Origin of the sequence: Maricurvus nonylphenolicus (assembly GCF_042854845.1) — a bacterium.
GTDB classification, from domain to species: domain Bacteria; phylum Pseudomonadota; class Gammaproteobacteria; order Pseudomonadales; family Cellvibrionaceae; genus Maricurvus; species Maricurvus nonylphenolicus.
Window position 1 is genome coordinate 957,758 of the sequence record NZ_AP031498.1, and the last position, 23,591, is coordinate 981,348.

Consider the following 23,591-nt stretch of genomic DNA (forward strand, 5'->3'; position numbering starts at 1 on the left):
CCTTGCAATTTAATGCTGTTTTAGGGGGTTAATAGTCTCGTACTGTCATCAGTCACCCTGAGTGGCAGCGCGAGAAGAGTTGAGTTAAGGCTAAGTTGTGATTCCTGACAAAATTGCCAGGAGATTGAGTGGGTAATGCGTTCATCATTTTCCAGCGCGATTATGTCGGTTTGCCAGTAAAATGCATTGGGATTGAATCGACTGCTTGGCCAGAATAACCAACGGCTAGACGTGTTCTGCGGATCAAGTAGACGAATATCAACTTTGTTGTTGATAGATGGTGTTTCTGGATCGAACTCTGAGACTGGAAGCAATCGCAGAATAATGGTTTCTGTGTTCTGCCATAGACTTTCATCCACCGAAATGTTGATCGTAGTGGGAGTTATCACCTGCGTATGAAAAGACGTGATCAGTAATCGCTCTGCAGGCAATGGCAGTATATCGTTTGTAATAGCTGCCACCTGATCACTTACTGGATGAAGAATTAACTGGTAGTGGCTGTAGTGGGGAACGCGCGAACAGGTTTGATCAACTTTGATTAAGTGGGTGCTGGTCGAGTTATAGGGCGACGGTAGAAAGTTAACAGTCTTATGTTGAGCTTGTGTATTGACTGGAGTTACTTGTTCGCTCAGTAAGCGTACTTCAATCTTGGCTATATCCTCGCTCCAGGCATCGGCTTGTATTTCTATGCGAATAAATTCGAGACCCAGTGTTTCAGGTGTTAATAAAATATAGGGGGTGTCGAGGCGTTGTTGGTTGGTTCTAACCGGAGGCAAAGGCCAGCCGCCACCAGGAGGAAGGCCAAACCAGATTTCATAGTGGCTGTAGCAGTGAAAACTGTCGCCTTGTGGAACCAGCCCCCAAAGCTGCTGAGAGATGGGAACTGTATTTTCTTCAGAATTGGAAGCGTTGTATTGCCAGCTAATTTCTTGTGTCTTCCACTGACGATCTTCAGCGTAATAGTGCAGCTTGGCGATAAGTTTTGTGATATCAATTCCATTGAGGGGAATTAGAGAGGACAGCTCAATGGGGACAGCACTAAAGGGACTGAATAGAGGGGCGCTGGTAATAATGCTCTGTCGCTGCTGCTCGGTCAGTGATAACCAGTATTCACTCAGTGACCACTTGCCTAACCACTGGCTAGTATCCTTACACGGGTTTTGCAGATTCCAGCGAATTGAAACATTGTCGTAGGCATCAACAGAGTCCCCCAGATCCGGCAGATCTTGCCACTGATACAGAGGGAGTAATTGGTAGCCCCCTTGTTCGTCGATCTGCCAGCCTTGTTCTAACAGGCGTAAAATTAATTCTTCCTGCTGTGCATCCTGAATCGCTTCTTCCAGACCTTCGTAAAGCCATGCCAGTGTGGTGCTGTTTTCCAGCCAGTTTTGAATAAAGTTGAGTGCTACGGATGCAGACATGGGCGGTGAAGTAAAGTCCGGGACCTCTTCAATATTCAGACTCTGTTGCCAATCTTCAATTAATCGCTGGCAGTGTTGGTAAAACTCAATGGGTTGAAAGCTCAGCGATTGATCAAAGCTGGCTCTTAGGCCTTCAAAGTTCAGCTTGATGTCTACCCGAATGCTGTCAATGGGAAGGACTTGTTCCTGGGTAAGCAATTGATGTAATACCCGGGTATTGGTGATATCCAGTTCGAGGGCTAAACCATTAAGTTGGTTTTGCTCCAGGCTCGCGGGTAACCACTGGGTGCTGTAGTGCTGCGTGGTGGCTTCTGAATTATCCGTGTCAGCCAGTAGCGGTAATGCGCAATGTAGTTGAACCCATGCATCCGTTACCGGTAGTGGCGAAAGATCTCCTTCGGGGTAACTTAGTTGCAGGTGGAGATTTAAGCGTGCACCTTGTTCCTCACTGGCAAAGTAAAACAGCTTTACAGGAGGAGTAGCATTAGGCGCAGTAATCTCGCTGGGCAAAGCGTAATACATGGCATTATTGCGATGATCGCCATAGGCAATCAGTTGGCTGTCATGCTCCGGATTCTCTGCAAACTTCGGCTTGGCGAGGCTTAACATCTCAGTCCTGCCCTCGGTCCGGGGAGGAAGGCGTTGAGAGGGTACCGGTTTGTTCCGATGGGTAAACCGGTGCAACGCGCAAGCTGCCACTCGATATAGCCCAATTGCCTCGCGCCCATTCTTCATCGCCATGCATATTGGTAATGCGGTAATGGTATTGCTCGGTTAACGGTTGATCCTGCAAATCGGCGAGCAGTGATTTATACAGCAGGGCGCTGGCCTGAGGCTGGTCGGCATCAAGCGTAATACTGGGGCCTTCTTTAAATTCGACTTTGATGGCTGTTAATGGTGGCAGGTTTTGCGGATCGGCACTGGTACCAAACAGTGATGGGTATTCGGCAATAACATCAATATTGTAGGCGTAAGAGGAAATACCATGATTGATGGTCAGTAAGCCCCAGAGACGATCGATATCGAGCTGTACCTGATACTGGCTGTCGATGACCAGATCGCTCACGTTAGTATCTGCAGGGCTAACGGTGATATCCACGCTGGCTTTATTGCCGGGTTGTAAAACCAATGTTGCTTGTTCATTCAGGCTGGCTTTAGCTGTGTTTTCACTAAGCAGTTGGGCTTGCAGCTGTGTCAGGGTTAACTGGCTCTCCAAGGGGTTAGTTATGGTGACCCGGTACTGGCCGGTATTTTCACTTTCATTGACAGCTTGCCAGTATTGATTCACCAGCGGTCCACTGGTGTCATAGAGCGAGAGGGAAAGGGGAATATCGAGTTGACCGTTTGCCAATTCGGGTAATGTCACCAGGCCATTAATCACCGGTAGCCCTGCATCGTTGACCAGACTGGCAAAGAAGGCGTCAAAATCGGCGGCTTCATATTCGCTGGTGACAGTAATGCCTTCTGACACTGAGGCTGTGATATCGGTGATGGTGCCTTGCAGGCTATCCTGGATGTCTACTTTTGGCGTGCCGGGATTCAGTGGTGCCAGGACAACCGCTTGCCCTTCCGCGGCTTGCTGAATCACACTGTCGTGTTGAATGGCATAAAAGAAGTCGCTACCGATATGCGGTTTTAGGGTGTAGGTGATCTCGGCGCGATAATCTATGTCGACACTGTCTATTTCAGTTTCTTCGTCTTGCTGCTCCGGCTCAAGTGCCAGTTCATTAAAGCCAATACGCAGCAGGGGTTCGTAGGGCGGGGTGTCGGCGCGACCCAATTTAAAACTTTGCGGCAGGTAATAGAACAGGTTTTTTTGCCAGGGATCCTGGTAGATAACTTCCAGCTTGCTACCGACCCGAACATTAAACGCAATTAACAGGTTGGGGTTTTCCAAACCGTTAATATCGTTACGCACCGCTGCAGGGATGGAGCTATAGAGTTGACCGTAATTAAGTTCAGGATAATGAAGCCCGAGTCGGCTTTTGGCGCACAGCTCCCGTGTACTGACCAGTTGCTTTGATTTGTTGGCAGCATCGAGTTGGTTCAGTGTGATAGCACGTCGATTGTCGATTTTTACCGGGCTTTTCTTGAGCCTGTCGGCGATGGTTTCTTTATCCAGCCCTGATGTATCCAGGGTTTTCTCCTGAATAATACGATCAATGGTTTTTTTATCGTGCAGCTTATTTTTATGAATCTCTGTGAAAAGCGTCTTATCCTTGCGCAAGAGCAGCTGCAGTTGGTTTTCCTCCAATAGCTGCTTTTCAATCAACCAGGGTTTTTCCAGCAACAGACGATCGGGAATAACGATAGGTTGTAAGCGCAGGCTATCGTTGGGGTTAAGTAGGGGTTGTCTTTCCAGTGTGTCCAAACTACGAGCATTACGTCGGGCCTGTTTCAGTTGCAGGCGTTTACGATCCCGAGAAAAAGGTTTTTTGACAGACTTTTGCAGCGATTGGCTATTAAACAGGGTTTCTGCTTTTAAGCCCCGTTGCCAAAGTTGTTGTTGAAATTGAGGGTGATTGAGCGTTTCCAGATCCAGCATGTTTAGTGATTGCGAAACCACCATATCAGCATAACCAGTAAGTTGTAGCTGGGCCTTGACTTGTTCCTGATTGGCCAGGGCCAGGTAAATACTGGCCAGTTGTTTTAAGTCGGTAATTACCAGGCTGGCAAAGAAGTTGTTATCACCAATGTCAACGAGGTTATCGAAGGGAAGTTTGTGTTCATGCAGAGGATTGCCGTCGTTATCCAGGCTTAAAAAACTCAGCGCCAGTTCCAGGCGATGGGGAATTTCTCGCAGGCGCCGACGCGAGGATGTCTTCGGCGCTGTCGCGACCAGGTTGACTTCCAGGCGGGCGAGTTCTTCATTTTCCTCCAATACCTGCTCGTTAGTGGCCGTCCAGCGTAAATTCACATCAGGCAGGGTGAGGTTGTTGTCCTCATAAGTGCGGATGCTGTAACGAGGCAGGTAAAAATAAAAATCCTTGGCGCTAGGTTGACTGAGAAAGCGCCAGCCAAAACCTATACGGCCATGACGTGACAGTGGGCGATAATCACCTTTGTCGATCAGCTCCAGCAAACCCTTGCGCGGTTGCAACTGGCGTCCATAACGAAGTTGTTGCTGGCGTTGCAACAATTGATCAGCCGCCGATTCGAGGCGGCCATCTTTACGGATATATTGACTGGGCCCTTTACGCATACCGCTAGTCCTTTTGCTGGTAATGCCGAGTGTTTTTTTTCGGTGATGCCAGCCTGTTGGTTATTCCAACAGGCTGGCTCTGCTGTTTAGAAGTATTTAAATGGCAGCAGCGGGCCGTAGCCGGTTTCGTTGTCGTGGTAACCGGGGTGAGCAGCCATCCACAGGAGATGGTTTTTCAGGTCTTCGGTGTTGCGCAGCGGGGTGCCGCCACCTTGATTGATATGTTTGGCTGTCACCAGAGCGGCAAGGCCAGCAACAAACGGGGTGGCCATGGAGGTGCCACTGAGTTCGGCGTAGCTGCCTTCTTTATAGGTGGACCAAATATTGGAGCCGGGTGCCATCACATCAATTTCGCCACCCTTGGAGGAGAAACCGGAACGGTTACCGTTGTGATCGTGTGAGGCGACGGTAATCACGCCGCCGTAGCGACCGGGGTAACCAATACTGTTGGTCATCAGTGAGCCTTCATTGCCGGCCGCACAAATGACGAATTTTCCGCGCATCAATGCATTGTGGATGGCGACAAAAAGTTCATGACTGGATGAACCGCCACCCAACGACATGGAAATAATGTCGGCTCCCTGGTCGACAGCCCAGTCAACACCTGCTGCGATGCCCGACCAACTGCCGCTGCCGTTATTGCCCAGTACTTTACCGATTAATAATTCACAGGCTGGCGCTACACCGATAAAGCCGAGGTTGTTTTCGCGGGCGCCAATAATGCCGGCACAGTGGGTACCGTGGCCGTTAACGTCTTCAATACCGTCACCGGTGAAATCTTCCATGGCAGTGATACCGCTGGCCAGGTCCGGGTGATCGGGGTCAACCCCGGTATCCAGAACCGCAACCTTTACCCCTTCACCGCGGGTTTGGCTCCAGGCTGCCGGGACGCCAAGAATTCGCTTGGCCCAACGGTACTCATCCTGTTGGGCAACGGCATCCTGTTGTTCAGCGGTGCTGGCGACTTGGTGAACTTTAACGAGAGGGAGGCCAATGCAGGCCTCGTCTTCCTGGTGATGACTCATAACAATCTCCTTTTATTATGTGGCTAATTGTGGCTCGCGGGATGGGGCTGATAGGGCGACCCCCCGGTCGAGAGAGCTGAGTATAGGTATGGTGTAAAAGGAATTTGGTGACGCGCTGAAAATAAAGGCGTGCTGCTCCTTGCGCGCCATTTTCCTGTCATATGTATCAGCTTGAATTAGTACTTTGGTATTTGTTGGGCGCAGATCTTCCAAGCTGAGGTATGAAATTCAGGGCAAAAATTGCCACTAAAGGTTGAGTTTTATTGGTTAATAATTCGGCAGTTGTTTGGAACCCTATGGCCAGATCTGGTAGTATCGCGACCCATTTTTTATATGCAGTCTTCGAGAGCATTCCATGTTTAATCTGATTACGTCCAAGCAATCCAACGTCAAAAATGACGTCTTATCGGGCACGACGGTCGCACTGGCACTGGTGCCTGAGGCCGTAGCGTTTGCCTTTGTGGCCGGTGTTGAGCCAATGATTGGCCTCTATGCCGCCTTTATGATGGGGTTACTGACGTCTATTTTTGGCGGCCGTCCCGGTATGATTTCCGGTGCGACTGGCGCGACCGCTGTGGTCATGGTATCTCTGGTTGCCCTGCATGGGGTGCAGTACCTGTTTGCCACTGTAGTATTGGCGGGCATCATCCAGATCCTGTGCGGTATTTTTAAGCTGGGTAAGTTTATTCGCCTGGTACCACACCCGGTGATGCTGGGTTTTGTGAATGGCCTGGCGATCGTGATCTTCCTGGCTCAGATGGGGCAGTTCAAGGTAGAGGTCACCGAAGGTGTTTTCCAATGGATGGAGGGCTCTATGCTCTACACCATGGGGGCACTGATTGCCCTGACTATGCTGATTATGCATTTCCTGCCCAAGCTCACCACCGCCGTACCTTCTGGTCTGGTGGCGATTCTGGTGGTAACCGGCCTTGTGATTGGAATGGATCTGGAAGCACGTTCTGTTATCGATTACGTGCGTGATATGCTGCCGGCCGATCAAGCTGCTGATGCCACCCTCAAAGGCGAGCTGCCAACCTTTGCTATTCCGCAAGTGCCTCTCACCTGGGAAACCTTTTATATCATCGCACCATTTGCATTTATTATTGCCGCCATTGGTTTGATTGAATCCTTGCTGACCTTGACCCTGATTGACGAGATTACCGATACCCGCGGTCGCGGTAACCGCGAGTGTATTGGCCAGGGTATTGCCAACACCACCAACGGCTTCTTTGGCGGTATGGGTGGCTGTGCCATGATTGGTCAGTCGATGATTAATATTAACTCCGGTGGCCGTGGCCGTTTGTCCGGTATTACTGCTGCTCTGGTACTGTTGGCCTTTATTCTGTTCGGGGCCCAGTACATTGAGATGATCCCGCTGGCAGCGTTGGTAGGCATTATGTTTATGGTGGTATTGGGCACCTTTGAGTGGTCCAGCTTCCGTATTATGGGCAAGATCCCGTTTACCGATGCCTTTATCATTGTGCTGGTATCCGGCATTACCGTGGTCTTTGACCTGGCGATTGCGGTGATTGTGGGTGTGATTGTCTCTGCCCTGGTGTTTGCCTGGAAACACGCTCAACATATTCAGGCTGATACTTACGAAGATGAAAACGGCTGGAAGGTTTACGATCTGCGTGGCCCGGTGTTCTTCGGTTCTGTGTCCAACTTTAAAGAACTGTTTGATCCTAAGGGTGACCCTGAAGATGTCGTAATCGAATTTAGACGCTCCCGTATCAGTGATCATTCTGGTATTGAAGCTCTTGATGGCCTGGCAGAGAAGTACCAGGCTCAGGGCAAAAAGCTGCACCTGCGTCATCTGAGCCCGGAGTGCCGCCAGTTACTGACCAAAGCCGGCGATTTGTGTGAAGTTAACGTACTCGAAGATCCTAAGTACCGCGTAGCCACCGACGTGTTGGCGTAATACACTCGGGGTCTGACCCTGCGGGTCAGACCCCATCCCCGCTTTCTTTCCCGCAAAACCCCTCCCCTCTGATAAACCATCGAAGCAATGCACTTCGCTTTTAGACGGATATAGTCTTAGCGCCATTTTCCCGTCTATGCGGGTCTATACTCAGATTGTTGTGGCGGCTAGAGAGGTGATGGTTATGAGTCTTGCCCCGGCAGTAGAATCCTATTTAAGTGAACGCAATGTTCCCTTTGAGGTGTTGGAACACCCTCATTCAAGCACGTCTATGCAGACGGCCCATTCAGCCCATGTGACACCTGCGCAACTGGCAAAAGCCGTAATCGTGCGCAACGCAAACGCGGAGACTTCGGCTGATAGTTATATTATGTGTGTATTACCAGCTTCCCATGTGTTGGTGATGAACTGGATCGAACGCGATTATGAAGGCCATTTCCGTTTGGCGACAGAGGAAGAATTACAATCCCTGTTTCCGGACTGCGAGGCCGGAGCCGTTCCTGCATTGGGGCAGGCTTACGATATGAAAGTGGTGTGGGATAACTCCCTTCGTCATGTACAGGAACTGTACTTTGAAGGCGGCGATCACCGTCATCTGATTCATATCGACAAAGATCGCTATCTGCAGTTAATGCAAACCGCAGATCATGCCACCATCAGCTGCACACCGGATACGGTTGAGTATTATCAGCATATGCACTGATTAATATTTGTTTCTCGAATAATGCGCTGCGGCGTATTCACACAGGTCCCGGCCCTTGCGGCCGGGTTTTCTTTGTTAGGCATCGCAAGAAACGGGGTCTGACCCTACGGGTCAGACCCCGCGCTACGAAGCGCTTTTCCTAAGAACCAATAATGCCCCCGTCCTTACGACGAATCACCAGCGTACAGTCACGCGGAATAGTGACGCCGTCAAAAGAGGCTGGGAAATTAGTTGCGCTCGGCGAGCCATTACCCGGGTGTTGGATATTCACAAACGCCGTGCGTTGATCCGGGGTCATGGTGAAACCGGTGATCTCATCACTGCTCACACCCACCAGCAAACGCTTGGGCTCGGGGTTATCTTTATTGGTATCAAAGACAACCAACTGGTCTTGCAGTCCATCCGGTTGGCTGCCATCGGTACCAATAAACAGCCTACCTTGCGGGTCGATATAGGCCGCATCTGGGTCAGTGAACACATTCTCTGTGCCGCGGGTAGAAGAGGCGAGCAAGAAGATCTCCCACTGGAAACGGGTGCCCAGATGATCATCCATATCCAGGGTGCGAATAATGTGGCCGTCGCTGTTGGGGGCTTCGGGGTTGGCAGCGTTGGGCTCGGTTCTCTGGCTGTTGTTAGTCAGCGTCCAGTAAACCTCACCATGTTTACCGACGGTGGTCCATTCCGGGCGATCCATTGGTGTAGCGCCTAACAGATCGGCGGCAATACGGGCATAGATTAAGACTTCGGCTTGCGAGTCAAAGCGCTGGGCCAGTACCGGGTTATCGATGCTGAGCTCCAGCCATTCGCCGGTGCCATCGTCATCAAAACGAGCAACGTAAAGCTTGCCGTCATCCAGTGGACTTTCGCCGTCATGAATGGCGGATTTCCAAGACTTGTTGGACACATATTTGTAGCAATAATCAAAACGCTGGTCATCACCCATATAAGCGGCGATGCGACCGTTGCGGCTCTCGGCGATGGCAATGGCTTCGTGCTTAAAGCGGCCCAGTGCAGTGCGCTTAACAGGTTTTTGGGTGCCGTCGAATGGATCGATTTCGACAATCCAGCCAAAGCGGTGTTGTTCGTTGGCATAGTCGCTATTACTGAGATCAAAGCGTTTGTCGAACTGATACCAGCCATAGCCAAAACCTTGATCAGAGAAACCGTAACGTTCCTGTTCTTCAGTGGGGACTAACCCCAAAGACGCGCCGAAATAACCGTTAAAGTTTTCTTCACAGGTCAGGTAGGTGCCCCAAGGCGTTGGGCCTGAGCCACAGTTATTGATTGTGCCTAACGGGATATTGCCGTTTGGGTTTTGTAGCAGCGCTGAGTCTGCTGCCGGGCCAGAGAAACTTACCGGGGTGTTGGCGGTGATGCGGCGAGAATGATTGCTTTTAACAACACGCCAGTGACCGCGACGGTTACATTTAATTTTTACTACAGATACTCCGTGGACATTCTGCGACAGGCGTACATCCTCAAGGTTCTCTGGCTGCGATTTACCGAGGGCGTGATTATTGGTGCCGTATTCATGGTTCACACACAGCATGCCTTCATCACAACGGGGACGGAAATGGCGGCCAAATTTCACGTAATCGCGGTGGTCGCTGGAGAAGAACCACATGCCGTCGTGACCCAACCCGGTCTGTAATGCGGCTTCCTGAGAAGACGGGCGGCTGTCGGGCTGCCCCAGATATTCAGTGGTAGCACCTGGCTCGATGGGGGAGCCCCAAGGAATCAGCACTTGGTACTCATAGTCTTCCGAGATGGTTGGCATGGTGGTATCAATCACGTCGGCAATTTTCACCGGTTCAAAGTCGACCAGTTCGCCATGATGGCGGGATTTGTTGCCTTTTGACCACCAGTCTCTGTAATCGTCTTTAAAGCCGGCAAAGGCATTGGGGGCCAGAAAAGAGGTAACGGCAAGGCCGAGGCTGCCGCCTACGACTTTCCGGCGAGACATATTGGAATCCAGAACCTCATTAAATGGACGGTTTCCAGACGGGTTTGATGGGATATCTTCCTGTTGGTCGTGTAGCTGAGCGTTATCTATCGTTTTGCTATCGTTAATCACGGCTGTAGTCCTCCATGGACTGTCGTTATATTGCTGTTGCTAGATTTAAAGGAGTTGCTCAAACATCATCCGCCGCTAAAACTAAGCACAAAGTATTGCCGTATGATTAAGGGAATGTTGCGTTACTGCTGAGGACAAACCAGTTCACAAAAACGGGGGCTCAAAACTCGCACCAAGGTGCCATAGCTCCTGTAACCTAAGAATGTTACATTGCTTCTAGTAACTCGCACGGAGAACAAGGCAATGACAACCCTCTACTGGCACGACTATGAAACCTGGGGAGAAGTACCCGCTAAAGACAGGCCGTCACAGTTTGCCGGTATTCGCACCGATGAGGACTTAAATATCATCGGTGAGCCCTTGATGATCTATTGCAAACCGACTGATGATTTTTTACCCAAACCGGAAGCCTGTTTGGTTACCGGCTTAACTCCGCAGCTGGCTCTTAGCGAAGGTTTATCCGAGCCAGAATTTATCGCCGCTATTCATGCGGAATTAGCGCTGCCGGGAACTTGTGGTGTGGGTTACAACACCATTCGCTTTGATGACGAGGTTTCCCGCTATACCTTGTACCGCAATTTCTACGACCCCTACGAGCGTGAATGGCGCAACGGCAATTCGCGTTGGGATATTATCGATATGGTGCGTTTGACCAAAGCCTTGCGCCCCGACGGTATTGAATGGCCTTTGCGCGAAGATGGGCTGCCGAGTTTTAAACTCGAGAACTTAACCGTTGCCAACGGCTTAAGTCACGAAGCCGCACACGATGCTTTATCGGATGTACATGCAACTATCGGTGTAGCCAAGCTGATTAAAGATCGTCAGCCGCAGTTGTATAAATATGTATTTGATCTGCGCGCCAAGCGCAAAGTGGCTGAGTTAATCGATATTATTAACCGCAAACCGCTACTGCATATTTCTTCCATGTTTCCCGCAGAAAACGGTTGTGCCGCAGTGGTCTCGCCACTGGCCATGCACCCAACCAACAGCAACGGTGTGATTGTATTCAACCTCAGTGAAGATCCTACGCCGTTGTTTGATTTAAGCGTTGAGCAAATTCGTGAACGGATTTTTACCCGTACTGAAGATTTGCCGGAAGGCGTTAGCCGTTTACCGCTTAAAGTGGTTCACTTAAATAAATGCCCGGTGTTAACCACCGTAAAGTTACTCGATCCGGCATCCCAGAATCGGTTACAGATTGATATGGGGAAGTGTGAGAAACACTGGCAAATGCTGAAGGGAGTAGATTTGCGGCAGAAGTTACAGCAGGTATTTGGCGAGTCTAATTTTGAAACGCCTAATGACCCAGAACAGCAGTTGTACAACGGCTTTCTTAATGATGCTGACAAGGCGACCTGTGAAGCGGTGCGTCGAGCTACCCCAGAGCAATTGGCTGGGCAAACCTTTGCTTTCCATGATAAGCGCTTGGGGGAAATGTTATTTCGCTACCGGGCCAGACATTTTAATCACACTCTGACAGCCGATGAGCAACAGCAGTGGCAACAGTTTCGCCAGGCCCGTTTAACGGACCCGGCGGCAGAAGGCAATTTAACCTATGAAGAGTTTCGCCAGCGCCTGGCTGCGCTGGGCAGCGATGCCAGCCTGAATGCCGACAAGCAGGAAATCCTGTCGGCGCTGGAAGATTATGCTGAAGCTTTGATGACTACTGTGAACGGAAAGGTTTAGCGCTTGGTAATACGCTCAAACTCAATTTCGTATTTACCACTAACCGCTTTGGCCTGAAAGATCTTGGCCTGGCTGTATTTCTCTTTTACCAGATCAAAAATCTCACGTTTGATTTTGATCGGCGTAAACGCGCCAAAATAGACCGCGGTAATTTCACTGCGTTCAAACTTGATGTCGTTGTGCCAAACCTGATCGCCACCGCTGGTCGCGTTCAAGTCTTCCTTGATTTGCTGGAAGCAGCGCCATTCCTGCTCACCTGCACTGGTGGCGGGTTTGCAGGTAAATTTCTCAAAGAAATGTTCCTGGGGCACCACGCGTTCGCTGTTCATGACCGCAGACATCTGCTCTTTCAAGGTGGTGATTTCAGGGCGAACTGTGCTGTATTCCACTTTGCGGGGTTTAGGCAGTGCCGTAAATTCTCCACTTTGGAAGCGAATCGCTACACCGCGGTGATTGTCTGAAAAGTTTTGCCATGCCGACAGGTTGTCGGGTTTGGCGCTGAAACTACAGATCCGCAGGGTGCGAGCGAACTTGCGCCAGTCGGTCATCACCTGATCGAGAATCGCCTGACGTTGGTCAACTACCTGTGACAGTAGCTCTCGCAAAACATCTTCGGCTTCCTCGGGGGAGGCAAAACGCTCTTCATCACGCCAGCGACGAATGGCGGCCATCAGTGGTGTGCCGCCTCGCGGGGCATCCTTACCAAAAATCATGGCGCTGGCCATTTTAATGGCCGCCTGCAGAAGAACATGTGGGTCAAAATTGAGCTGAGTTTCGTGAGTCAGCTCAAAGGGGTCTGAATACTGGTGAGGTGCACTCCAGCGCAGCGTCTGGCTAGAGAGGATTTTCTGGGCGGTATCCGCTGTGCAATATTTGACCAGTGTTTCGGGTGTATGTGCAGCCACTCGACTTCCTTAAACGTTCATCCCCTTGGGGACAGTCGGTATTTTATTCTCTATATTATGGGGCTATTCTAGCCCGGCGATAGGGGTAATACTAGTTATCGGCAGCGGCTCCTGCTAGTTAAATGCCTTTCTATAGCCTCATCGCATAGCGCCAGAATCGCTGTGCGGCTACAATAGGCGCACATTACAGACCAATCACAAAAAGGGGGTGCGCGTGGAGTTTACTGGCGCTGATATTTTATCCATTGAGCAGTTTCAGCGATCAGATATTGAGCGCGTTTTTAGCGTCGCCGATGCCATGGAACCTTACGCCCTGCGCAAACGGGTTACCCGGGTATTAGAGGGCGCTATTTTGGGCAATATGTTCTTCGAGCCCAGTACCCGTACCCGTGTCAGTTTTGGTTGTGCTTTTAACCTGCTTGGCGGTGAAGTGCGTGAGACCACAGGCTTCCAGAGCTCCGCGATTGCCAAGGGGGAATCCCTCTACGATACCGCACGCGTCCTGTCCGGATACAGCGATGTGATCTGTATGCGCCACCCGCAGGAAGGCTCCGTGGCCGAGTTTGCCGCAGCCAGTCGAGTGCCGGTGATCAATGGTGGTGATGGTTCCAATGAGCATCCGACGCAAGCGTTGCTGGATCTGTACACTATCCGCAAGGAGATGGAAGGTCGAGGCCGCACCATGGATGGCCTGCGTATCGCCATGATCGGTGACTTGAAATACGGCCGTACCGTTCACTCCCTCTGCCGTTTGCTGACCTTGTTTGACAATGTCCACGTGACCTTGGTGTCACCACCTGAGCTGGCAATGCCCAATTACCTGGTCGACCGCCTGCGCAGTGTGGGTCACGATGTAGTGATTTCCGATGACCTGGCGCACGGTATTGGCCATGTGGATATTGCCTACGCCACTCGTATCCAGGAAGAACGATTCCACTCCAAGGAGGAGGCCGATACCTACCGCGGTCGCTTCCGCCTGAATCAGGCGATCTATACCCAGTATTGCGAGCCTAATACCGTGATTATGCACCCGCTGCCCCGCGATTCACGCGAGGATGCCAATGAGTTGGATAATGACCTTAACCAGAACCCCAACCTGGCGATCTTCCGTCAGGCCGATAACGGTATTTTGGTAAGAATGGCCCTGTTTGCGCTGGTACTGGATGTAGTGGACCAGGTCGACAAGCATGCAAGGGATGTCAATTGGTATAGCGGGCGCTAAAGGCCAGTTGTTATGACGATTAAAGGGGCGACAAGCCCCTTTTTTATACCTGTTTCACAGGTTTAGAGCGGCCTGGTTATCAATTTCAGTAACACTAGACCTTATTGGTTTAAGGCGTTGATTTTATTGTGAATTTGATCCGCTTTAAGGCAAAGTGGTTAGGTTAGACTGCTGTCAGCACTAATTAACCTAGGGCATCAAGCAGTAGCCTGACCACAACCCTTGAGAGGCCGACAATGAAAACCCTGACCATGACAGCCTTGCTGGCGGCCCTGCTGGCATTGTTGAGTGCAGGCGTTGCTACTGGCGAGGAACAAGCCAGTCTACAGGGACAGTCACCAGGACATTGGCTGCTGGCAAAATATGATGCCAATGGTGATGCACGCATTACTCAACGCGAAGTAACCGATAAAAAGCTCAATCTGTTTAACCGCATGGATGGTGATAATAACGGTGGTATCAGTTTTGAGGAATATGAACGCACCGATGCGGCCAAGCGTCAGGCGTTGCTAAAATCCCGCTTCGTTAAACTCGATATCAATCACGATGGCCTGGTGACCCAGGATGAATACAGCTCTTATATGGGCATGTTTTCCAGTATTGATCGCAACGGTGACGGGACCTTAACGGCTCAGGAAATTGGTGTTGAGCAGGCCGCTCCCACCAAAGTCTCTCACTGTTTATTGTGGTTTTGTATTCGGCGCGAATTAAACGAATAGTTAAACGAATAAGTTGAGTAAGTAGTAGTCGAACAACAATAAACAATAAGAAATACAGCGTAAGCTGTAGATTGCAAAAGCAGTCGACTTATTGGAGAGAAAACAACAACAAGATGTAACCAACAGGCTTTGTCCGCAGGGGCAAAGCCTGTTTTGTTTTTGGGCTGCTTTTTAAGGGCTGCTTTTTAAGGGCTGCTTTTTAAGGGCTGCTTTTTGAGGGGAGAGTTATTCGCGAATAATGCGGGTGAACTTTGAGCCTTCCAGGCTGAGGTCGTACATCAAACCTTTGTTGGAAAAGATAAAACCTATCACCGGTTGCTTAAGGGTGTTGCTGTCCAAATCCTTGCCGGCACCAAACTCGGCGATAGCGACACTGCCATCGACACCAACTTTCCAGCCCTCGCTATTGCGAAACTGTTGTAACGTTTGGGTATCCATAAACAAAATAATCTGCGATTTCATTTGGGCTCCCAACTGAAAGCCAATGGATGCGCCCGCTGTGGAATAGTAGGCCACAGGTTTGCCGCCAATTTGCAGTGCGCCTTCACCGTATTCACCACCGATACCAACGCCTGCTTTAATGACTTGCGGGAAGATCAAAACCCCTTTGGCTTTTCTCGCCAAGGCCTTTCCTTCCGGGACGTGTTGATAGAATTCGTTAAGCGTAGCGTCAATACGCGCATCGATTTCGACTTTCGAGGCAGCAAGACTGATGTTACTCAGGCAGGCCAGTAACAGGGCTGTGAGAAGATATTGCACACGCATAGTAAGAAAACCTCTAACACTGTAAAACGGACGCTATTACAGCAAAAAGCGATTAACCTTGGCGACTAACTGTTTCTCATCCAGGGGTTTTTCCAAACAGTCATTCGCACCTACCTGTTTGCCCAGGCTTACCTGTTCGCTGCGATCCATGCTGGAAATAAAAATCACCGGAATGCTTGCGGTTCGATTCTCGGCCCGCAGCTGACGACAGATATCCGGGCCGTCCATTTCCGGCATACGAATATCCATTAAAATTAAATCCGGTTGTAATTCTTTGGCCAGTTCCAGGCAATCGTGGCCGCAGTCGGTGGTGACAATATTGCAGTGGTCCTGAAGCTGATCGCTGATCAGTGCCAAGGTATCGGCATCGTCATCGGCAATCAATACGGTCTTGTGGGGTGAGAATTCTTCCAGGGTTAAGCGGTCACGACCATCGGATTTTGACTGGTAGAGCATCTGGTCGGCGTGGTTGATCAGGTCTTCCAGGGTTCGGCCTGTGGTGAAGTGACTGGTTGAACAACCGATACTCACAGTGACAAGGTTACTGGTTTTCGAGGCCGCATGGCGCACACCCAGGCGTGCAATGTTTTGGCGAATGGTTTCTCCAACACGGCGGGCACCGGCCAGATCCGTCTCTGGCAGTAGTAAAATAAATTCTTCCCCGCCATAGCGGGCCAGTAAATCGTAAGGGCGCTTGACGCTTTCCTGCAGGGCTTTGGCAACCTGAGTTATGCAGCTATCACCGGCGGGGTGGCCGTAGTGGTCGTTGTAGAGCTTAAAGTGGTCGATGTCGAGCATCATCAGGGCCATAGGAGTTTGACCACGTGAGGCCTGTGACCATTGTTGCCTGGCTTGCTCCAGAAAGGTTCTGCGGTTGTAACAACCGGTTAAACTGTCGCGTTGGCTGAGTTTTTCCAGTTCCTCATTGAGCTTTTGCATCTGGTCGCGCATTTCGCTGATGCGACCCAGGGCGCTGATTTTAGCCTTGAGAATGACCGGGCTTACCGGTTTGATCAGATAGTCGTCCCCACCGGCTTCTATACCTTCGGCGAAGCTTTCTTCTTCGCTTTTGCCGGTGACAAAAATAATGGGAATCCAGTGATCGCCTAACCACTCGCGCATTAACCGGGTGGTTTCAAAGCCGTTTAGCCCCGGCATTTCAACATCCATGATAATCATGTCAAAGGCAGTGTTTTCCAACATCTGCAGGCCTTCTTCGCCGCTCTTGGCGAAAACAGGTGTGTGGCCTGCATTGGTGATATAACCCCCCATCGCGTGACGAAGGGTCGCACTGTCCTCTACAACCAAGATTTTCATAGATGTGTTGCCAGTCCCTGTATGGTAGTCCTGTAACGGCCTTAAAAAGAGAAACTGTAAGGGATTACTGTTACGCTTTTCTGTGCCACATGGCTTTATTGTAGACCCTTAGTGCTGATTGGACTGTGTCGAACCACCAGGGTTCAATAAACCGCCAATGGCGGCAATCAACGTTTGTGAGCGTTCACCTGCTCGGAAGCAAGCGAGAATATGATTGCGCAGTTCGGGTAAAAATAACACATCGGCCAGCACACGATTAAAGGTGGCCTGTGGATGTTGTGCCAATCGTTCCAAAAACGGCATACACAATAGCGGGTCTTGCAGATCCTGATGGCAGCGAGTGGCGATAGCGGCCAGCACTTCGATGTCTGTGGTTTGCTCATCCAGCAGCAGGCTTTGCAGGCAGCGCTGACGTAATTCTTTGGCCTGACTGGCAGATATGGCACGTACCAGGGCGGCAATCACAGATCCCTGTGGCGCCTGCTGCTCGCGCTCACGGCTGATGCGCTCGGTAATCGCCTTGCTCAGTGCACCGGAGAGTTTGTGATTCTCCAGGCACTGGCACAGGGCCAATAGAGGTTCTTGCGGCAAATTGGGCATGGCGTTAATCAGCTCACTCTGGTGCTGTTGCCAGTGTTGGGCGACATCGGCCAGCCCCTGTACGGCAACACCCTGCCATTGACTTAAGTCGCTGCTGAGATAGTCACAGGCGATCGGGTAGTGATCGCTGGGCTGCAGTTGCATCACCTGTTTAGCGGTGGCGTGCATACTCGCCTGGCGCTCAGGAGTGGGGGTGAAGGTATAGGGGTTACCGTCCAGAATCCCCTGCATTTTTTCACCATCCTGGATAGCCTGCAGATTGTGGCCTACGGTGACCAGTAGCTGTTTGAGGAATTCATTGCGTGCTGCCGGTACCAGTTTGGCCTGCTCATCGAGGGGGAATTTCAGAAACCACAGCAGCGGCATATCCGGGGCTTGTGGATCCCAAAACAGTAATCCCAGCCAGGCGTGATGCAGGTAGGGGTGAGGGTAGGCGATATCGCCATCCTCAAACTGCTGCATGGTTTTGCTGGGGATTTCCTGAATACGGCGGCCGCAGTCAAAATAGCGGGCAACTACGCCCATCTTGTCGAGAAATTCAGCGATCGTGGCCGTCATTAAGTACCTCGGGTGTGCAGAGCAATAAAGAGAATCAAAGGAGCGCTATTGTACACAGCCCGGCTATGGCAAGACTACTCACGCTATTTCGGCTAAGGTGCCCTATAATGTACATAAAAAATAACACTGCAACGTCCGTATTCCTATAGAGCGGTAAGGTAGCAACTTTTGAGTTTAAGTCTTCAGGATCTCACCCAATCTCCCAATAAGCTGGCCAATGCCTATCGCAGTTCTGCGGTCGCCCAGCGGATTCAGTTAACGGGCCATACTCACCAGGCCCTACCTGATGTAGCGCAGCAGGCGTACCAGGAACACTGGGAATGCTTGAGTAAATACGGAGAAGAACGTTGGGAGAAAGTCTTCGATAAGGCATACACCCTGCGCGAAGGCTTTGCCGCAATGATCGATGATGAGGCGGAAAATATCGCCTTGGCTTCCAGTATTCACGACCTGTTTGTCCGCTTTTTGTCGATCCTGCCCCTTGCCGAGCGTCCGCGTATTATTACCACGGACTCAGAGCCCCCGTCGATTCGCCGTCAACTGGGCCGTATTGCTGAAGAGGGGGTAGAGATAGTCACTGTTGCCTCTGAGCCCGCCAGTGATCTGGTCGAGCGTATAGCCGGCAAGATTAACGACAAGACTGCGGCGGTGTGTCTGTCGTCGGTTAGCTATGAATCCGGTCACCAGACTCTCGAGCTCGATACCCTGTTACCGGTTTGCCAGAAGTTCGGGGCAGAACTGTTTGTTGATGCTTACCAGAGTGTCAATGTGCTGCCTTTCTCCCTGGAAGATTACAATTTGCACCAGGCCTTTGTGGTGGGCGGTGGTGCCAAATACTGCCAGATGGGCAGCGGTACCTGCTTTATGCATGTACCGCCGGGGCGCGATTTTCGGCCCAAGGTAACCGGCTGGTTTGGTTGTTTTGATCCTATTTACGATAACCCGGCCGCCACACCCATCGCCTACGCCGATGATGCCTCCCGCTTTAACGGATCAACCGTTGATGCCTTGCCTTATTTCCGCGGCTGCAAAGTGCTGGAACATTTTCAGCAGTGGCAGCTGACACCGGACTTTTTATTTGAAATAAACCACCATCAGCTCAACCTGTTGGCCCGCGAGTTTCTGGCCCTGGATTTACCCAAGGAAATGATTCACCTGCCGGTGGATGTGGAATATATGGGAGGCTTTCTGGCATTGAAGAGCCCGCATGCCCGATCCCTGTCGGAGAAGATGCGTGATCGCGGGGTGCATACCGACTACCGCGGCCACTGGTTGCGCCTGGGGCCTGCACCTTATCTGTGTGATGAGCAGTTGGAAGATTCCATGCTGGCACTCACCGAAGCCCTTGATGAAGTTAAGTAAGACTTAAATAAGCCATCGGCCAAACGTTGTAGCAATCTAGGCCCCGCAGCAGCGCTTGTACTTTTTACCGCTGCCACAGGGGCAGGGACTGTTGCGACCTGGCACCTGACCCTTGGGCTCTTCTCCTTCCACAAAGTACCAGCGGCCCTGATCGCGGCGAAACTGTGACAGTTCGCGGTGAATATGCGGGCTGCCATCGGCCGTGCGATAACTGACGGCAAATTCTACGCTAGCGTTATCACCCTTGGGGGTATGACTGACCACGGTCAGCCCAAGCCATTGCGAGTTTACCGCCCAATCTTCAACTGCGGCACGATCAATATGTTGACGCTGCTCGGTCGCCCAGGTGTTCATTAAGTAATCAATGGCGCAGGGTTCCTGGCTGGCAACAACATGGGCACTGTAGCGCGATCGCATCAGTAGCTCGGCGGTTGCCGCCGGTTGCTGATTGGTGATCAGGGGTTCACAGCATTGGCCGTATTGGCGCTGGCTACCGCAGGGGCATTGGCTTGCAGAGGTGATCATCAGTGGTAATTCACAGTCATTTTAGGTATGTTGAGCGGCTTATTTTAGGTGTAGGGCCTAGGGCCAGATTTTAGCTAAAACGCAGTACATATAATATGAGTAAGTTTGACGATATTCGCCCATACAACGACAGCGAAGTGCGTCCTGTTCTGGATCGGATCCTGACCAACCCGGAGTTGATTCAGGCTGTTTCCAGTTTGAGATTCCCGCGCCTTGGTAAACTGCTGCCATGGTTGATCAACCCCATTGTCAGCCGCGTGTTGAAAAGCCAATTGGCTGGGGTGAACAGCGTTTACGATCTGCAAATGATCGTCGCTAAATATATGCGCAAGATGATTACCCAGCGGGTATCGGAACTGACCGTATCGGGTATCGATAAGTTGGAGCCTGGTAAATCCTACGTGTTTGTCAGTAATCACCGCGATATCGCCATGGACCCAGCCTTCGTTAATCTGGTGCTCAATGACAATGGTTTGGACACAGTGCGTATCGCCATCGGTGATAACCTGCTGACCAAAGATTACGTTTCCGATCTGATGCGCTTAAACAAAAGCTTTATTGTGAATCGCTCTGCTACGGCACCGCGTGAAAAGCTCAAGGCGGCAAAACATTTGTCGGCGTTTATTCACCACTCCGTCAATGAAGAAAGCAGCAACATCTGGATTGCCCAGCGCGAGGGGCGCGCCAAAGACGGTTTGGATAAAACCAACACTGCGATTGTATCGATGTTGGCGCTAAACCGACCTAAGCCACAGCCTTTTGCCGAGTATGTGCGTGAGCTCAATATTGTGCCAGTCTCTATTTCCTACGAGTGGGATCCCTGTGATGCCGCCAAAGCCCAAGAACTGTATGCGCATCAAGAGCACGGTGAGTACGAAAAAGACGAACACGAGGATATTGCCAGTATTGCTGCCGGTATTGCCGGCGAGAAAGGCCATGTCCACGTGGCATTCGGTGATGTGTTGAAGGCTGACTTTGAAAACGCCGATCAAGTTGCAGCAGAAATTGATCGTCAGGTGTGGGATAACTATGTGCTGCACCCCAGTAACCATTTAGCCTACAAAAAACTGCACGCAAAAAAATCCACCTATCCGGTTTCTCAAAAGGGTGAGGATTTTGTCGCTGCTGATTATGCAGTGGAAGAAAAGCTGTTCGAAGAGCGTCTGGCACATATTCCTCCGGCGCAACGTGATATTTTCTTGGCCGCTTACGCCAACCCTATTGTCAGTAAAGAGTTGGCTGAGCAAGACGCGCAAGTAGAGCAATAGACAGAAAAGAACAATAAATACTAACAAGGACTTAACACTATGCGATTATCAAAATGGATGGCCTCCCTGTGTTTGGTAGCGGCGACCTCTTCGTTGCAGGCACAGCCTCTGACGCTGGCCAGTGGTGAACTGCTGCGCCTACCCAGTTCAGCCAGTGAGCAACAATCGTTAAGTGTTGTATTAGCCAGTGGCAGCACCTTACTGGTACCGAGACATGTCAGTGAGCTGCATTTGCAGCAGCTAACCATGGAGAGCGGCGCACGTTTAACCATTGCCCCTCGCTCCGAAACATTTAATTTGGTGATTGATCAAGCCAGCTTTGCCGATGGCAGTATTATCAGTGGTCGCGGGGCCAAGGGCCGAGTGGGGACTGATGGTGGTCGTGGTCTGGATCTAACTCTGACCATTAAAGAGCTGAATATAGAAAATCTCGTCATCGATATCAGTGGCGGCCAAGGTGGCAGCGGCTGGAACGGTGTACCTGGCGAAGACGGCAATCAGGCCGGTTGTTTTGGCTGGAGCAATTCCAGTGAAGGCACCAGTGGTGGTTCAGGCCATCAGGGCGCCCGTGGTGGTGATGGCGGTAACCTGACGTTGCGTCTAAGTGACTCCCGTGCGTTGGAAGTGATCGACGTGATTCAGTCCGGCGGCGCTGGCGGTGACGGTGGCCAGGGTGGCTTGGCCGGTAAAGGCGGTGTAGAAAAGTCCTGTTGGCTCTACTCCCGAGACGGCGCTACCAGCGGACAGTCGGGTCTGCAGGGATCAGCCGGTGCATCAGGCCAGCAAGGTGTGTTGCGGGTTAACTGATCGGCGATATGTGAATTAAAAAAACGGGAGCTTTGGCTCCCGTTTTTTTTAATTGCAGAATTGCACGAAAGGAGGAGACTGTTTAGGGATTACGTCATCTCCACTTCATTTTCCTGCGGCTCCGCCGTCGCATCATGCGGTGCAAAATACAAACACAGGAAGCCGCCGATACCGGCGACCAGTGAACCAATCACAATACCGGCTTTGGCCATTAATAGATCTTCGGCGTTGGTGGCAAAACCCAGTTCGGCAATAAAGATCGACATGGTAAAACCAATACCGCCGAGCAGTGATACGCCGATAATATGCTGGAAGCTACAGCCTTCCGGTAATTTACCCAGGCCCATCTTCCAGCCAATCCAGGTCGCGCCGGAAATACCTATCAGCTTACCGCCCACCAGGCCGAAAATAACGCCTAAGGTGATGGGGTGAGTTAAGGCATCACCCTGGAGTACTTCGAATGGCAGCCCGGCATTGGCCAGGGCAAATATCGGAATCACAATATAGGTAACCGGCAAGTGCAGCGCGTGTTCAATCACCTGCAGGGGCGCTTGTACCAGGCGCACACCACTTTCCAGTGATTGCACATAGGAGCGCAAACGGTCGTTGCGGACAATATCTTCACCGGGACGATAGGCGCCGTCGAACATACGGGTCAGGCGTTTGATCTGGGCACTAAAGGCTTCCGGGTCGTACTTGGGTTTGGCCGGAATGGTAAACGCCAGAATCACACCGGCGAGGGTGGCGTGAATGCCACTCTTTAACAGGAACAACCACAGGAAGGCGCCCACCAGCAGGTAGGGCAGGCTGCGGCGAATACCGCCGAGGTTTAATACCATCAGTAGAGCCGTGGTCATACCGGCATAAATCAGAGCATTAAGATCCAGGTCCTGGGTGTAGAACAGGGCAATCACCGCGATGGCCCCAAGGTCATCCACAATGGCCAGGGCGACCAAAAACATCACCAGGCTTTTCGGTACCTTGGCGCCCAGCAGGGCAATGGTGCCAATGGCAAAAGCGATATCCGTGGCCATGGGTATGCCCCAGCCATCCGCCATATGGCCAGAGGGGTTGAGCATCAGGTAAAAGCTCGCCGGTACGACCATGCCGCCAATAGCGGCCATGATGGGCAGCAGTGCTTTTTTGACATCCGACAGCTCACCCACCTGGATCTCGCGTTTTAATTCCAGGCCTACGTGCAGGAAGAACCAGGCCATAACAAAGTCGTTGATCCAGTGGTGCAGGGACAGGCTTAGCTGCCATTCACCAAAGCTGAGGGTGAAGTAGGTTTTAAGAAACTTGCCATAGGCGACGGAGTAGTCGGAGTTGGCGATAAACATCGCCACCACCGCACAGGTGAACAGCAAAATACCACTGGTAGTCTGACGGTGGATAAAGATCTCGATCGGAGTCAGGACTTGGTCAAAGGCCTTTTCCCAGGGCGCATTGTAGACATGTCCCTTGCGAGATAATTTATTCAGAGGAATTTTGAGCATATTCATCCTTAATTA

The 23,591-nt window shown here is 51.2% G+C and carries 18 protein-coding genes; 8 read left to right on the top strand and 10 right to left on the bottom strand.

Going from position 1 to position 23,591, the window contains the following annotated elements:
• Positions 1–20: 20 nt before the first annotated feature.
• From ACGHZ6_RS03995 to ACGHZ6_RS04005, 3 genes are all read right to left on the bottom strand, one after another.
• The gene (locus tag ACGHZ6_RS03995) at positions 21–2,030 is read right to left on the bottom strand and encodes a hypothetical protein (protein ID WP_390617508.1); all 2,010 of its coding nucleotides are present in this window, start codon (positions 2,028–2,030) and stop codon (positions 21–23) included.
• A 1-nt stretch (position 2,031) separates the two neighbouring features.
• Positions 2,032–4,623, bottom strand: coding sequence for a hypothetical protein (locus ACGHZ6_RS04000; RefSeq protein WP_390617509.1), 2,592 nt, complete (start codon positions 4,621–4,623; stop codon positions 2,032–2,034).
• 86 nt (positions 4,624–4,709) lie between these two features.
• Positions 4,710–5,648, bottom strand: a complete 939-nt coding sequence (locus tag ACGHZ6_RS04005) for a S8 family serine peptidase (RefSeq protein WP_390617510.1) — start codon at positions 5,646–5,648, stop codon at positions 4,710–4,712.
• 355 nt (positions 5,649–6,003) lie between these two features.
• Here ACGHZ6_RS04005 and ACGHZ6_RS04010 point away from each other — a divergent pair, with 355 nt between their 5' ends.
• Both ACGHZ6_RS04010 and ACGHZ6_RS04015 read left to right on the top strand, forming a co-directional pair.
• Positions 6,004–7,569, top strand: a complete 1,566-nt coding sequence (locus ACGHZ6_RS04010; protein ID WP_390617511.1) for a SulP family inorganic anion transporter — start codon at positions 6,004–6,006, stop codon at positions 7,567–7,569.
• 184 nt (positions 7,570–7,753) lie between these two features.
• On the top strand, positions 7,754–8,272 hold the full coding sequence (locus ACGHZ6_RS04015; RefSeq protein ID WP_390617512.1) for an aminoacyl-tRNA deacylase: 519 nt from the start codon (positions 7,754–7,756) through the stop codon (positions 8,270–8,272).
• A 139-nt stretch (positions 8,273–8,411) separates the two neighbouring features.
• Here the strand turns inward: ACGHZ6_RS04015 and ACGHZ6_RS04020 are convergent, their stop codons facing one another.
• The gene (locus tag ACGHZ6_RS04020; RefSeq protein WP_390617513.1) at positions 8,412–10,346 is read right to left on the bottom strand and encodes a PhoX family protein; all 1,935 of its coding nucleotides are present in this window, start codon (positions 10,344–10,346) and stop codon (positions 8,412–8,414) included.
• Positions 10,347–10,589: 243 nt separating this feature from the next.
• On the opposite strand from ACGHZ6_RS04020, the gene sbcB reads away from it, so the two are divergent.
• The gene (gene sbcB, locus ACGHZ6_RS04025) at positions 10,590–12,032 is read left to right on the top strand and encodes an exodeoxyribonuclease I (RefSeq protein WP_390617514.1); all 1,443 of its coding nucleotides are present in this window, start codon (positions 10,590–10,592) and stop codon (positions 12,030–12,032) included.
• Here the strand turns inward: sbcB and ACGHZ6_RS04030 are convergent.
• Positions 12,029–12,937, bottom strand: coding sequence for a DUF2971 domain-containing protein (locus ACGHZ6_RS04030; RefSeq protein WP_390617515.1), 909 nt, complete (start codon positions 12,935–12,937; stop codon positions 12,029–12,031). The genes sbcB and ACGHZ6_RS04030 overlap by 4 nt on opposite strands.
• A gap of 214 nt (positions 12,938–13,151) precedes the next feature.
• Between ACGHZ6_RS04030 and ACGHZ6_RS04035 the strand changes: the two genes are divergently transcribed.
• Together ACGHZ6_RS04035 and ACGHZ6_RS04040 are read left to right on the top strand one after the other, a co-directional pair.
• The gene (locus tag ACGHZ6_RS04035) at positions 13,152–14,159 is read left to right on the top strand and encodes an aspartate carbamoyltransferase (RefSeq protein ID WP_390617516.1); all 1,008 of its coding nucleotides are present in this window, start codon (positions 13,152–13,154) and stop codon (positions 14,157–14,159) included.
• Positions 14,160–14,395: 236 nt separating this feature from the next.
• Positions 14,396–14,878 carry an EF-hand domain-containing protein gene (locus tag ACGHZ6_RS04040; RefSeq protein WP_390617517.1) on the top strand — a complete coding sequence of 161 codons (483 nt, stop codon included), beginning with the start codon at positions 14,396–14,398 and terminating at the stop codon, positions 14,876–14,878.
• Between the two features lie 225 nt (positions 14,879–15,103).
• Here ACGHZ6_RS04040 and ACGHZ6_RS04045 read toward each other — a convergent pair whose 3' ends face one another.
• From ACGHZ6_RS04045 to ACGHZ6_RS04055, 3 genes are all read right to left on the bottom strand, one after another.
• The gene (locus ACGHZ6_RS04045; protein ID WP_390617518.1) at positions 15,104–15,643 is read right to left on the bottom strand and encodes a YSC84-related protein; all 540 of its coding nucleotides are present in this window, start codon (positions 15,641–15,643) and stop codon (positions 15,104–15,106) included.
• Between the two features lie 36 nt (positions 15,644–15,679).
• On the bottom strand, positions 15,680–16,960 hold the full coding sequence (locus ACGHZ6_RS04050) for a response regulator (RefSeq protein WP_390617519.1): 1,281 nt from the start codon (positions 16,958–16,960) through the stop codon (positions 15,680–15,682).
• 108 nt (positions 16,961–17,068) lie between these two features.
• On the bottom strand, positions 17,069–18,118 hold the full coding sequence (locus ACGHZ6_RS04055; protein WP_390617520.1) for a DUF3549 family protein: 1,050 nt from the start codon (positions 18,116–18,118) through the stop codon (positions 17,069–17,071).
• A gap of 168 nt (positions 18,119–18,286) precedes the next feature.
• Here ACGHZ6_RS04055 and ACGHZ6_RS04060 point away from each other — a divergent pair, with 168 nt between their 5' ends.
• A complete protein-coding gene (locus ACGHZ6_RS04060) occupies positions 18,287–19,480 on the top strand; it encodes an aminotransferase class V-fold PLP-dependent enzyme (protein WP_390617521.1) in 1,194 nt (397 codons plus the stop codon).
• Positions 19,481–19,516: 36 nt separating this feature from the next.
• On the opposite strand, the gene ACGHZ6_RS04065 is transcribed toward ACGHZ6_RS04060, so the two are convergent.
• Positions 19,517–20,005, bottom strand: a complete 489-nt coding sequence (locus ACGHZ6_RS04065; protein ID WP_390617522.1) for a YchJ family protein — start codon at positions 20,003–20,005, stop codon at positions 19,517–19,519.
• Positions 20,006–20,100: 95 nt separating this feature from the next.
• On the opposite strand from ACGHZ6_RS04065, the gene ACGHZ6_RS04070 reads away from it, so the two are divergent.
• On the top strand, positions 20,101–21,273 hold the full coding sequence (locus tag ACGHZ6_RS04070) for a 1-acyl-sn-glycerol-3-phosphate acyltransferase (protein ID WP_390617523.1): 1,173 nt from the start codon (positions 20,101–20,103) through the stop codon (positions 21,271–21,273).
• A 39-nt stretch (positions 21,274–21,312) separates the two neighbouring features.
• The gene (locus ACGHZ6_RS04075; protein ID WP_390617524.1) at positions 21,313–22,080 is read left to right on the top strand and encodes a hypothetical protein; all 768 of its coding nucleotides are present in this window, start codon (positions 21,313–21,315) and stop codon (positions 22,078–22,080) included.
• An 89-nt stretch (positions 22,081–22,169) separates the two neighbouring features.
• Here ACGHZ6_RS04075 and nhaA read toward each other — a convergent pair whose 3' ends face one another.
• Positions 22,170–23,576 carry a Na+/H+ antiporter NhaA gene (gene nhaA, locus ACGHZ6_RS04080; protein WP_390617525.1) on the bottom strand — a complete coding sequence of 469 codons (1,407 nt, stop codon included), beginning with the start codon at positions 23,574–23,576 and terminating at the stop codon, positions 22,170–22,172.
• Positions 23,577–23,591 lie beyond the last annotated feature (15 nt).